Genomic DNA, 11,657 nt, shown 5'->3' with positions numbered 1-11,657 from the left:
CCCGCGGGTCCGAGCAGGTTTGGGCAGCGGGGCCAACCCCGCGCCCGTCTTTGGAACACGACAGTCCGCGGGAGACGCCCCCGCGCGGCGGAGGGCAGGCATATGGCGGATCTGGATTACTACGGTGCCGACTATGGCGCGGAAGAGAGTTCGCGCTTCGTGGAGGCCGCGAAGAACTTCGGCTTCGCCAACTGGGCCGGGGCGATCACCTCGCTCGGGCTCACGGCGGGGCTCGCCGTCTGGGCCGTCGACCTCACCTTCCGCGACGTCTCGGGCGTGCCGGTCATCGCCGCGCTCGAAGGCCCGATGCGGGAAGCCCCGTCGGATCCGGGCGGCACGGTCGCGCCGTTCCAGGGTCTCGCGCTCTCGGACATCACCTCGGGTGGTCCGGCCGCCCCCGCGCCCGAGCAGATCGTGCTCGCGCCGCCGCCGGTCTCGCTCGATGCGCCGGCGCTCTCGGAGCGGGCCGCCGCTTCCGGCGAGACGGCCGTTGCCGAGGCCCGGACGGCCGCCGAGGACGAGGCGGCCCCCCTGCAGGAGAGCATTCAGCTGGCGCTCTCGGAGGCCGTGGCCGAAGGTCTCGACGAGGACGAGGTGATCGTCGGTGCCAGCGCCCCCGCCGCGCCGCCGGCCGTCGTCACACCCGCCTCCGCCACGCCGCAGGAGCCCGCCGCGGCGGATGCGCCCATCGACCTTGCCGTCGTGCCCGCGTCCGAGCCAGGTGTCGCCCAGTCGGTGCGTCCGCGCGCACGGCCCGCCGACCTGCGCCGCGCGGTCGCCGCCGCCGCACCCGCCACCGTGCCGACCGAGGCCCCGGCGCAGGAGCCGGGCACGCAGGTCGCCTCGCTCGACCCGTCGCGCCCCTCGGCCAGCGACGCCGATCCCGCGTCGCTGACGCCCGGCACGCGGGTCGTGCAGCTCGGGGCCTACGACAGCGAGTCCGCCGCCCGCGGCGAATGGGAGCGGTTCCAGGGACGCTTCGGCCCCTACATGGCCGGCAAGCAGCGCCTGGTGCAGAAGGCCACCTCGGGCGGGCGCGACTTCTGGCGTCTGCGGGTCGTCGGCTTCGCGGACGGCTCGGACGCGCGCCGCTTCTGCGCCGAGCTTCTGGCGCAGGACACGGCCTGCATCCCCGTCACGATCCGCTGACGCCATGGCCGGGGCCTTCATCTTCGGCTGCGAGGGCCCCGAGCTGACCGACCGCGAGGCGGCGTTCTTCCGCGAGAGCGACCCTTGGGGTTTCATCCTCTTCGCGCGCAACGTCGACACGCCCGACCGGTTGCGCGCGCTCACGGCGGACCTTCGCGACAGTGTCGGCCGCGACGCGCCCATCCTCATCGACCAGGAAGGCGGACGCGTGCAGCGTCTCGGCCCTCCGTTCTGGACCCGCTGGCCCCGACCTCTCACGCAGATGAAGCGCGCGACCGATCCGGACCGCGCGATGTTCCTGCGCGCGACCCTGATCGCGCGGGAGCTGCGCGACGTCGGCATCGACGTGAACTGCACGCCCACCGCCGACATCGCGACCGAGGGCACGCACCCGTTCCTTCTGTCCCGTCTCTACGGCGACAGCGTCGAGACGGTCGCAGCACGCGCGCGCGCCAATGCCGAGGGCTGCCTGCAGGGCGGGGTCCTGCCGGTGATGAAGCACATCCCGGGCCACGGGCGCGGCACCGTCGACAGCCATCTCGGCCTGCCGAAGGTCGACACCGCGCTCGCCGAGTTGCGGGCCACCGATTTCGAGGTCTTCCGCCGGCTTTCCGACCTGCCGCTCGGCATGTCGGCCCATGTCGTCTACTCCATGATCGACGACAGACCCGGCACGATTTCACCCGCGGTCATGGCCGAAGTCCGCGAAACCATCGGTTTCGACGGCCTCCTGATGACCGACGACATTTCGATGGGCGCGCTGCCGGGGGACATGGCCTCCCGCTGCGAAGCCTCCATCGCGGCCGGGTGCGACATGATCCTCCATTGCAACGGCGAGTGGGATGACATGCAGACGGTCGCCGCCTGCACCCCCCGGCTTTCGGGCGTCGGTCTGCGCCGGGCCGACGAGGCCCTCGCGATGCGGGCGGGACCGGTGGAACTTGACATCGACGCGGCCCGTGCGGAACTTGCATCCCTCACGACCTGAGGGGCGATCTTGAGCGAAGACTTCATCGAAGGCCCGGCCCGCGACCCGGATCCGGACGCCGTCGCCGAACGGCTGGCGGCCGAAGCGCTGATCGTCGACGTCGATGGCTTCGAGGGGCCGCTCGACGTCCTGCTGACGCTCGCGCGGACGCAGAAGGTGGACCTGCGCACGATCTCGGTGCTGCAACTGGCGCGGCAATACCTGATGTTCGTGGAAAAGGCGCGGGAGCTGCGGCTCGAACTGGCGGCGGACTACCTCGTCATGGCCGCGTGGCTCGCCTTCCTGAAGTCGCGTCTCCTCCTGCCGCCGGACCCCGAGGAGGACGGGCCGAGCGCCGAGGATCTCGCCGCGCATCTGGCCTTTCAGCTCGAACGGCTCGAAGCGATGCGCAAGGCCGCCGCGCGTCTCATGGCGCGCGATCAGCTGGGCCGCGACGTCTTCGCAAGGGGCGAGCCACAGGGGCTCGAACGCTCGCGCCGGGTCGTCTGGACGGCGACGCTTCTCGATCTGATGCAGGGCTACGCTCGCCTGCGCACCCGCGACGACTTCCGTCCCTTCGTGATGGACCGCGACGGGGTCTTCACCATGGAGGAGGCGCTGGAGCGCCTGCGGCCGCTTATCGGGACAGTGGCCGAGTGGACCGACCTCACTGCCTTCCTGCCCGACGGCTGGAACGCCGACCCGGCGCGCCGGCGTTCGGCCACCGCCTCGACCTTCGCGGCGACGCTGGAGCTGGCGAAGAACGGGCGGCTCGATCTGCGGCAGGCCGAGACCTTCGGGCCGATCACCATCCGGGGGCGTGCATGACCGAGAGTGCCGACAGCGAAAGCCTCTTCGAGGCCCCGCCGCTCGCCGAGCAGGAGCGCATGGTCGAGGCGATCCTCTTTGCCTCCGCCGCGCCCGTCACCGTGGGCGAGTTGCACGCGCGGCTGCCCCACGGCTGCGACGCGCCGGCGGCGCTCGAACAATTGGTGAAGCGCTACGAGGGCCGGGGGGTGCGCGTGGCGCGCGTGGGCGATGCCTGGGCGATCCGCACGGCCGCCGACCTCGCCTTCCTGATGACGCGGGAGACGGTGGAGACCCGCAAGCTCAGCCGCGCGGCGATCGAGACACTCGCCATCGTCGCCTACCATCAGCCCGTCACCCGCGCCGAGATCGAGGAGATCCGCGGCGTCTCCGTCTCCAAGGGCACCATCGAACAGCTCCTCGACCTTGACTGGATCAAGCTCGGCCAGCGCCGGCAGACGCCGGGCCGGCCCGTGACCTTCGTGGTGACGCGCGGCTTTCTCGATCATTTCGGCCTCGGCTCTCCGCGCGACCTGCCGGGGCTGAAGGAGTTGCGCGCGGCCGGACTTCTGGAAAGCACGCCGCCGCCCGGGGACGGCGCGCCCCTTGAAGACGCCGAGGCGACCGACGACATGTTCGAGAGATCACCCCCCGAGGAGGAGACGGATCATGCTTCGGATGATACTGCGTAGGTTTCTGTTCAAGGGCATCGGCCGCGTCGCGGGCGGCCAGGCGGCCCGCAACGTCAAGTCGGTAAGCCGGGCCGCGCGACTCGCCCGCCGTCTCGGCCGCTAGCGCCGCCGCCGCGGCGCGGTCAGGCCCGCGCGCTCCATCTCGCGCGTCGCGATGCGCCCGAGCCAGATCACGAAGACCCCGAAGGCGAGCAGGCCACCGCCCGCGATGAGGATCTGCGTTCGGTCGGAAGAGACCGAGGCAAGGCCGCCCATCTCCCCGATCCAGACCATGGCGAGCGTGCCCGGCGCGAGTCCGAGCGCGGTCGCGACGAAGTAGGGCCAGGGCCGGATCGCGGTCAGACCCAGGAACCAGTTCTGCGCGGTGAACGGCAGGATCGGCGTGAGCCGCAGCAGCATGACGAAGACGAAGCCGTTATCGGCGATCGCCCGGTCTGCGGCGCGGACCTTGGGGCCGTCGAGCCGGCGCATGACCGGCCCCCGCATCCAGCGCCGCGAGATGTAATAGGGGGCGATCGCCCCGAGGAGACTGCCGGCCATCGAGAGCGGATAGCCCCACCACCCGAAGGCGAGGCCGCCCACGACAGACATCGCCGCCGCCGGCAGCGGCAGGATCACCACGATGACGTAGACGGCGAGGAAGACGACGGTTCCGAGCGTGCCGTGGCCTTCCACCCAGTCCCGCAGGAGCGGCACCCACTGGCCCCACGGCAGGAGCCACATGGCGAAGGCCAGCACCACGAGGAGCGTCGGCCAGAGCCAGATATGCCATGCCTTCACGGGCGGGTCGGAGGGAGCGGGCGATGTGGTCATGGCGTGCCAGCCGTAGAGAAGCGCCGGCCGTCAGGCAAGGGCGGGCGTTCGCTCCGGCGGAGAACCGATCCAGTCGAGCAACGTCGCCGGATCCGGGTCGAGCGCCTCGGCCGCGCCGCCGGTGAACGTCTCGAGCGCGGGCAGGTTCATCTCGTTGACGCCGACGAGGACATCCGCGCCCGCTTCGAGCGCGGCGGCGATCACCGGGCGGAAGCCGCGGCCCGCCGCTTCCTGCTTGCCGAACTTGTTGACGATCAGCAGATCGACACCCTGCGCCAGCCGGGCCTCGGCGGCCGCCACGGCCGTCTCCAACCCCTCGGCATCGAGCCGGCATCCCCGCGCCTGCGCGCCGAGCGCCTGGCTGATGCGGATGACGGGCCCGTCGGGCAGCACCACGGCATCCATGTCGCAGCGCGCGCAGCCCGGGCGGTCGCTGTTGACCTGCACGATGCCCGCAAGCCGCAAGCCGCGCGCGGCGGCAGCGCCGGCGACCTCGTGCAGCAGGGGGTCGAGCGCGCCGCGCCCGCGTGTCATGGTATAGGCCAGTCGCATGGCGCTTCGTCCCATGCGGGCGGGCGCGGTGCAAGTCTTGACGCCGCGCGCGGTGCCGGGCACGCCAGTGCCCATGGGCGACAGCTTTCCGAGGATCGAGCCGCTGGGCGAGGCCGCCGTGCTGGTGCGGTTCACGCCCCGGCTCGACGACGCGGCCAACCGCGCCTGCGTGGCCTTCCGCGCAGCGCTGGAGGCCGACCGGCCCGAGGGCGTGGTCGAGACGGCATCGTCACTCGGCTCCGTGCTCGTCCGTCACGACGGCCGCGATCCGACGGCACTGCTGGAGCCCCGTCTCGGGGCGTGCGATTGGTCCGCCGTGCCGCCCCCGCCCCGGCGACTCTGGTCCATCCCCTGCAGCTATGGTGGCGACGACGGCCCGCAACTGGCCGAGGCGGCGGAGATGGCCGGTCTGAGCGAGAGCGCGGCGATCGAGGCCTTGTCGACGGCGCGGATCCGTGTGCTCGCGCTCGGGTTCGCGCCGGGGATGCCGTATCTCGGCATCCTGCCGGAGGCCTGGGACCTGCCGCGCCAGACGGGGCTCACGCCGAAGGTGCCCGAGGGCGCGCTCGTGGTGGCGGTGCGGCAGTTCGTTCTCTTCGGGACGGAGGCTCCGACAGGCTGGCGGCAGATCGGGCGGACGCTCTTCGGCTGTTTCGAGCCGGGGCGCGCGCGGCCCATCGCGCTCTCGCCCGGAGACGAAGTCCGCTTCGTTCCCGTCTCGCCCGAGGCCCTGCGCCGCGGGGCCGACGCGGACGCGGAGCGCCATGGCGGCGCGACCTGGGAGGCGCTCGAATGATCGAGGTGGTCGAATGCGGTCCCCTCGTGACCCTGCAGGACGACGGCCGACCGGGCCACCTGAGCCGGGGCCTCGCACAGGGCGGCGCGGCGGACCGGCGCGCGCGCGCCGAGGCGGAGGCTCTTCTGGGACAGGCGGGCGCAGGCATCGAGACGCCAGGCGCGCCGCTGCGCCTGCGGGCGGGCGAGACCGTCCATCTCGCGCTGACCGGGGCCCCGATGCGCGCAACGCTCGGGGATCGGGCCTTGCGCTGGCACGCGGCTCAGGTTGTCGAGGCGGGCGAGGTGCTCGACCTGCGACCGAAGGGACCGGGCGTCTACTCCTATGTCCATGTCGCGGGTGGGTTCCAGACGGAGGCGATCCTCGGTAGCCGTTCCGCCCATCTCATCGCCAACGTCGGCCGGCCGCTCGCACCCGGCGATGAGCTTCCCTGTGCCACCGGCACGGGGCGTGCGATGACGGTCGATCCGACCGAACGCTTCGAGGGCGGAACGCTGCGCCTCGTGCCCACGCCGCAGACACGGCTCTTTCCGGCCGCGGAGATCGAGCGTTTCACCGCGACCCGCTTCACCCGCGACGCGCGCGGCAACCGTCAGGGCGTGCGCCTCGCCATGGATGGCCGTGGCTTCGCGACGGAGGGGCAGCTGAATCTGCTGTCGGATTTCATCCTGCCGGGCGACATCCAGATGACGGGTGACGGCGTGCCCTATATCCTCGGGCCGGAGTGCCAGACGACGGGCGGCTACCCCCGTATCGGAACCGTGATCGCGGCGGATCTGCCGCGCGCGCTGCAGGCGGGGCCGGGCGCCACGCTCACGTTCCGCTTCGTCACGCCCGAGGAGGCCCGCGCCGCCGCACCCGCGCCGCCCGCGGTGCGCCCGCTGCTGCGGGACCCGTCGGAGGTGCCGGACCTTCTGGGTATGCAACTGATCGGCGGGGTGATCTCCGCGAAGGGCGAGGAGTAGACGATGCAGGTCGATCTGAATGCGGACATGGGCGAGAGCTTCGGTGACTGGACGATGGGCGACGATGCCGCGCTCCTCGAGGTGGTGACCTCGGCCAATATCGCCTGCGGGGCCCATGCCGGCGACTGGGACGTGATGGCGCGGACCATGGCGCTCGCGGCGAAACGCGGGGTCGGGATCGGCGCGCATCCCGGCTTTCCGGATCTGCAGGGCTTCGGGCGCCGGCGCATGGCGATGCCGCCGGGCAGCATCTCCAACCTCGTCATCTGGCAGTTCGGGGCTGCGCGGGCGATGGCGGCCTCGCTCGGCACCCGGGTGCGCCACTTCAAGCTGCACGGGGCGCTGGCCAACATGGCATCCGAGGACGCGAAGGTTGCGGGTGCGGCCTATGAGGCGGCGTTCCGGGTCGACTCCGACGTGATCCTCCTCGTCCTCGCCGGTACCGCGCAGCAGGAGGTGGCGGAGGCGCTCGGCGCGCGTTGGACCGGGGAGGTTTTCGCCGACCGGGGCTACAACGACGACGCGACCCTGGTGGCGCGGGGTACGCCCGGCGCGATGATCCACGACCCGGAGGAGGCGGCCGCGCGGATGGTCGACTTCGTCAGGGGCGGCGCGATCATCGCCAATTCGGGGCGCACGATCCCGGCGGCCTGCGACTCGATCTGCCTGCATGGCGACGGCCCCGAGGCTGTGGCGATCGCGCGGGCGGTGCGGCGCGCGCTGACGGAAGCGGGCGTGACGCTTGCGCCGATGGCCGGGCGAACGGGTCGCTAGCGCAGGCGCGGCGGTCCGTCGCTGCCGGGTGGCGTGACGGGTTTCGGCGCGGCCGGTTGAGGGATCTCGATCCGCAATCCCTGTCGGGCAAGGCGCGCGGCGAGTGGGGCCTGCGCACGCAGGAAGGTCACGTCGAGCTGGCCCGCGTCGAGCCCCGAGAAGACGAGCGCCTCCGAAACGGCGCGCGCGAGGTCGGGTTCCGCCCCCGGCACGGCATCGACGAACCCGAGGATGTGCCCACGGCCGCCGCCCGCGTAGGTCACCGCTGCGAGGTAGGCGTTGCGCGCGAGCCCCGTCGCCAGCCCCAGCTTCCCATCGAGCGCGACCAGCAGACGCTCGGGCAGGGCACCCGGCGGGGCGACGGCCTCGATCCGGTGCTCGGTTTCGTCGGGCGCGTGCGAAAGCGTCTCGGACAGCCAGGCAATGGATGCCGGCTCCAGGAGCTGTGCCGAGGGGGCATCTTCGAGGTTCAGCCCGAGGCCCAGCCCCTCGGCGGCCAGCATCCCCGCAAGCCGCCGCCCCGAGAGCGTGGCCGTCGGGGCCGCACCCGCGAAGGCGGTGAGCCGCTCGGGCAGATCGAAGGCCAACGCGTAGCGCGCGCCCTCGACCTCGAAGAGGCGCGGGGTGATCGTGTCGCCCTCGGCCTCCTCGAGCAGCAGATGCAGCTCCGCCTCCGCCAGCCGCTCGAAGAACGTCAGGCGGGCCGAGTCGCCGCCGCTTGCCTCGGCGTCGAGATGGGCACGGTCGAGGGGGGTATGGTCGCTCGTCACGTCAGGGCCTCACGGATGGCGGTGCGCAGGGTCGGCAGGGTCTCCTCCGCGAACCAGGGATTTCGCTTGAGCCACGCGGTATTGCGCCAGGACGGATGGGGCAAGCAGAAGACGCGCGGCGCATGTTCCCGCCAGTTGCGCACGCGGTCGGTCACGCGGCCCGGCCCAAGCGCCCAGGTCTGCGCGTGGCCGCCGACGAGGAGGGTCACGTCGACCGGACCGATGTGGTCAAGCGCCTGAGCCCGCCACGTCCGGGCGCAGATCGGCGGCGGTGCCAGGTCGGAGCCCTTGGCGTCGTAGCCCGGGAAGCAGAACGCCATCGGCGCGATCGCGATGTGCGTCTTGTCCCAGAATGTGGCCTCGTCCACGCCCATCCAGTCGCGGAGCCGGACGCCCGAGGGGTCGTCGAAGGGCCGGCCGGAGATGTGAACGCGCATCCCAGGGGCCTGCCCGGCGACGAGGATGCGGGCCCCGGGCCCGAACCAGACCACGGGGCGCGGCGCATGGGCGGTCGCCGTGGCCGCGAAGCGATCGGCGCAGAGCCGACAGGCGGCGATCTCCTCAGGCAGCGTCATCGGCGGTCGTGGGCTTCGGCCGGTCGGGCAGGGCGGCGCGAATGGCGGTGCGCAGGGCGGGCAGCGTCTCGGCCTCGAACCAGGGGTTGCGCTTGAGCCATGCCGTGTTGCGCCAGGACGGATGGGGCAGGCAGAAGACCCCGGGCGCATGGTCCCGCCAGTCGCGCACCCGATCGCTCACGCGGCCGCGCCCGAGATGCCAGCCTTGTGCCGCCCCGCCGACCAGGAGGAGGGCGCGGGGCGCACCGATGTGATCGAGGACCGCCCTGCGCCAGGTCCGGGCGCAGACGGGCGGGGGCGGCAGGTCGCCGCCCTGCGCGTCGTAGCCCGGAAAACAGAAGGCCATGGGCACCACGGCGACGGCGTCGCGGTTCCAGAAGGTCGCCGCGTCGAGATCCATCCAGTCGCGCAGCCGCCGTCCCGACGGATCGTCGAAGAGGACGCCGGATGCATGGGCGCGCTGGCCCGGAGCCTGGCTCGCGATGACGATCGGTGCGCCGGGCCGGAACCAGGGGATCGGCCGGGGCGCATGGGCCGTGGCCGTCGCGGCGAAGCGGTCGGCGCAGAGGCGGCAGGCGGCGAGGTCTTCGGGCAAGGACATGGGCGCAAACCTATGTCGCCGCATCGTGAAATCACCCCCCGGCGGGCCCGGAGGGTACCGTGAAGAAATCTCCGGAATTGTCTCGGCCTGTCGTGTTGACAGCACGGGATGCACTGCATAGCTACCCGGTCGTTGGCACTCTAGTGAAGTGAGTGCCAGCACAGGGAAACAACATGCTGAAAGGCGATTAAATGGCTTTCAAACCGCTTCACGACCGCGTTCTGGTCCGCCGCGTCGAATCCGAGGAGAAGACCGCTGGCGGCCTTATCATCCCCGACAACGCCAAGGAAAAGCCCGCCGAGGGCGAGATCGTCTCGGTCGGCGAAGGCGCGCGCAAGGACTCGGGCGAGCTGATCGCGCCGTCCGTTTCGGCCGGCGACCGCGTGCTCTTCGGCAAGTGGTCGGGCACGGAAGTCACCGTCGACGGTGAAGAACTGCTCATCATGAAGGAATCGGACGTCCTCGGCATCATCGCCTGAGCCCGCGCGGGTCTTCCCGCGCCGTCCGATCTCTCAACACACTGACATCTAGGAGAATACCATGGCCGCCAAGGACGTGAAATTCGACACCGACGCCCGCAATCGCATGCTCAAGGGCGTCAACATCCTCGCCGACGCCGTCAAGGTCACGCTGGGCCCGAAAGGCCGCAACGTCGTCCTCGACAAGTCGTTCGGTGCCCCCCGCATCACCAAGGACGGCGTCTCTGTCGCCAAGGAGATCGAGCTCGACGACAAGTTCGAGAACATGGGCGCCCAGATGGTGAAGGAAGTCGCTTCCCGCACCAACGACGAAGCCGGTGACGGCACCACCACCGCGACGGTTCTGGCCCAGGCCATCGTCAAGGAAGGCATGAAGTCGGTCGCCGCCGGCATGAACCCGATGGACCTCAAGCGCGGCATCGACATGGCCACCGCCAAGGTCGTCGAGGCCATCAAGGCCGCTGCCCGTGACGTGACCGACAGCGACGAAGTCGCGCAGGTCGGCACCATTTCGGCGAACGGCGAAGCCGAAATCGGCCGCCAGATCGCCGACGCGATGCAGAAGGTCGGCAACGAGGGCGTCATCACCGTCGAGGAGAACAAGGGCCTCGAGACCGAGACCGACGTCGTCGAGGGCATGCAGTTCGACCGCGGCTACCTCAGCCCCTACTTCGTGACCAACTCCGACAAGATGACCGCGGATCTGGAAGACTGCATGATCCTGCTGCACGAGAAGAAGCTCTCGTCGCTGCAGCCGATGGTCCCGCTCCTCGAGCAGGTGATCCAGTCGCAGAAGCCGCTCCTCATCATCGCCGAGGACGTCGAGGGCGAGGCGCTCGCCACGCTCGTCGTCAACAAGCTGCGCGGCGGCCTGAAGATCGCCGCCGTCAAGGCTCCGGGCTTCGGTGACCGCCGCAAGGCCATGCTGCAGGACATCGCGATCCTGACCGGCGGCCAGGTGATCTCGGACGACCTCGGCATGAAGCTCGAGAACGTCGGCATGGACATGCTTGGCACGGCCAAGCGCGTCTCGATCACGAAGGACAACACGACCATCGTGGACGGTGCCGGTGACAAGGCCGAGATCGAGGCCCGTGTGGCCCAGATCCGTGGCCAGATCGAGGAGAGCACCTCGGACTACGACCGCGAGAAGCTGCAGGAGCGGGTTGCAAAGCTCGCCGGTGGCGTTGCCGTCATCCGCGTCGGCGGCATGACCGAAGTCGAGGTGAAGGAGCGCAAGGACCGCGTCGACGACGCGCTGAACGCGACCCGCGCCGCGGTCCAGGAAGGTGTCGTCGTCGGTGGCGGCGTGGCGCTCGTGCAGGGCGGCAAGTCGCTCGACGGTCTGGAGGGCGCGAACGCCGACCAGAACGCCGGCATCGCGATCGTCCGCCGCGCCATCGAGGCCCCGCTGCGCCAGATCGCCGAGAACTCGGGCGTCGACGGCGCGGTCGTGGCCGGCAAGGTCCGCGAATCGACCGACCTGACCTTCGGCTTCAACGCGCAGACCGAAGAGTACGGCGACATGTTCAAGTTCGGCGTCATCGACCCGGCCAAGGTCGTCCGCACCGCGCTCGAGGATGCGGCCTCGGTGGCCGGCCTCCTTATCACGACGGAAGCCATGGTCGCCGACAAGCCGGCCAAGGAAGGCGCGCCCGCCGGTGGCGGCATGCCCGACATGGGCGGCATGGGCGGCATGATGTAAGCTACAGGACGG

14 protein-coding genes are annotated in these 11,657 nt (G+C 71.2%); 9 read left to right on the top strand and 5 right to left on the bottom strand.

Annotation, left to right across the window (positions count from 1 at the left end; all coding sequences use genetic code 11):
• The first annotated feature begins 102 nt into the window (after nucleotides 1-102).
• Genes HSX43_RS12720 through scpB form a run of 4 tightly spaced genes read left to right on the top strand, consistent with a single transcriptional unit; the run spans nucleotide 103 to nucleotide 3,615 of the window.
• Complete coding sequence (locus tag HSX43_RS12720; RefSeq protein WP_179380518.1) at nucleotides 103-1,149, top strand: SPOR domain-containing protein; 1,047 nt, start codon at nucleotides 103-105, stop codon at nucleotides 1,147-1,149.
• 4 nt (nucleotides 1,150-1,153) lie between these two features.
• Nucleotides 1,154-2,137 (top strand): glycoside hydrolase family 3 N-terminal domain-containing protein, encoded by a 984-nt coding sequence (locus HSX43_RS12715; RefSeq protein ID WP_179380517.1) that lies wholly within the window; start codon nucleotides 1,154-1,156, stop codon nucleotides 2,135-2,137.
• Nucleotides 2,138-2,146: 9 nt separating this feature from the next.
• Nucleotides 2,147-2,944, top strand: coding sequence for a segregation and condensation protein A (locus tag HSX43_RS12710; protein WP_208454596.1), 798 nt, complete (start codon nucleotides 2,147-2,149; stop codon nucleotides 2,942-2,944).
• Complete coding sequence (gene scpB / locus HSX43_RS12705) at nucleotides 2,941-3,615, top strand: SMC-Scp complex subunit ScpB (RefSeq protein ID WP_179380516.1); 675 nt, start codon at nucleotides 2,941-2,943, stop codon at nucleotides 3,613-3,615. The genes HSX43_RS12710 and scpB overlap by 4 nt, the downstream gene beginning before the upstream one ends.
• Nucleotides 3,616-3,714: 99 nt before the next feature.
• Here the strand turns inward: scpB and HSX43_RS12700 are convergent, their stop codons facing one another.
• The gene (locus tag HSX43_RS12700) at nucleotides 3,715-4,428 is read right to left on the bottom strand and encodes a TVP38/TMEM64 family protein (RefSeq protein ID WP_179380515.1); all 714 of its coding nucleotides are present in this window, start codon (nucleotides 4,426-4,428) and stop codon (nucleotides 3,715-3,717) included.
• A 30-nt stretch (nucleotides 4,429-4,458) separates the two neighbouring features.
• On the bottom strand, nucleotides 4,459-5,055 hold the full coding sequence (locus HSX43_RS12695; RefSeq protein WP_328795346.1) for a DUF2478 domain-containing protein: 597 nt from the start codon (nucleotides 5,053-5,055) through the stop codon (nucleotides 4,459-4,461).
• Between HSX43_RS12695 and HSX43_RS12690 the strand changes: the two genes are divergently transcribed.
• From HSX43_RS12690 to HSX43_RS12680, 3 genes are read left to right on the top strand one after another with little or no spacing between them, the layout of a single operon-like run.
• Nucleotides 5,054-5,776 (top strand): 5-oxoprolinase subunit B family protein, encoded by a 723-nt coding sequence (locus tag HSX43_RS12690; protein WP_179380514.1) that lies wholly within the window; start codon nucleotides 5,054-5,056, stop codon nucleotides 5,774-5,776. The genes HSX43_RS12695 and HSX43_RS12690 overlap by 2 nt on opposite strands.
• Nucleotides 5,773-6,741 carry a 5-oxoprolinase subunit C family protein gene (locus HSX43_RS12685; RefSeq protein WP_179380513.1) on the top strand — a complete coding sequence of 323 codons (969 nt, stop codon included), beginning with the start codon at nucleotides 5,773-5,775 and terminating at the stop codon, nucleotides 6,739-6,741. Before HSX43_RS12690 ends, HSX43_RS12685 begins: the two co-directional genes overlap by 4 nt.
• A gap of 3 nt (nucleotides 6,742-6,744) precedes the next feature.
• Entirely contained in the window at nucleotides 6,745-7,515 is a 771-nt protein-coding gene (locus HSX43_RS12680; RefSeq protein ID WP_179380512.1) for a LamB/YcsF family protein, read from the top strand.
• On the opposite strand, the gene HSX43_RS12675 is transcribed toward HSX43_RS12680, so the two are convergent.
• From HSX43_RS12675 to HSX43_RS12665, 3 genes are read right to left on the bottom strand one after another with little or no spacing between them, the layout of a single operon-like run.
• On the bottom strand, nucleotides 7,512-8,285 hold the full coding sequence (locus HSX43_RS12675) for an SseB family protein (RefSeq protein ID WP_179380511.1): 774 nt from the start codon (nucleotides 8,283-8,285) through the stop codon (nucleotides 7,512-7,514). The two genes, HSX43_RS12680 and HSX43_RS12675, sit on opposite strands and share 4 nt — an antisense overlap.
• A complete protein-coding gene (locus HSX43_RS12670) occupies nucleotides 8,282-8,860 on the bottom strand; it encodes a uracil-DNA glycosylase family protein (RefSeq protein WP_179380510.1) in 579 nt (192 codons plus the stop codon). Before HSX43_RS12670 ends, HSX43_RS12675 begins: the two co-directional genes overlap by 4 nt.
• Nucleotides 8,847-9,461 carry a uracil-DNA glycosylase family protein gene (locus HSX43_RS12665; RefSeq protein ID WP_179380509.1) on the bottom strand — a complete coding sequence of 205 codons (615 nt, stop codon included), beginning with the start codon at nucleotides 9,459-9,461 and terminating at the stop codon, nucleotides 8,847-8,849. The genes HSX43_RS12670 and HSX43_RS12665 overlap by 14 nt, the downstream gene beginning before the upstream one ends.
• Nucleotides 9,462-9,652: 191 nt before the next feature.
• Between HSX43_RS12665 and HSX43_RS12660 the strand changes: the two genes are divergently transcribed.
• Nucleotides 9,653-9,940 (top strand): co-chaperone GroES, encoded by a 288-nt coding sequence (locus tag HSX43_RS12660; RefSeq protein WP_179380508.1) that lies wholly within the window; start codon nucleotides 9,653-9,655, stop codon nucleotides 9,938-9,940.
• Nucleotides 9,941-10,001: 61 nt separating this feature from the next.
• A complete protein-coding gene (groL, locus tag HSX43_RS12655) occupies nucleotides 10,002-11,645 on the top strand; it encodes a chaperonin GroEL (protein WP_179380507.1) in 1,644 nt (547 codons plus the stop codon).
• The last annotated feature ends 12 nt before the right edge of the window (nucleotides 11,646-11,657 follow it).

It is taken from the genome of Jannaschia marina (assembly GCF_013404595.1).
Classification (GTDB): domain Bacteria; phylum Pseudomonadota; class Alphaproteobacteria; order Rhodobacterales; family Rhodobacteraceae; genus Jannaschia; species Jannaschia marina.
The sequence above is the reverse complement of the archived record's forward strand: the minus strand, read 5'-3'. Positions and strand labels throughout refer to the sequence as shown.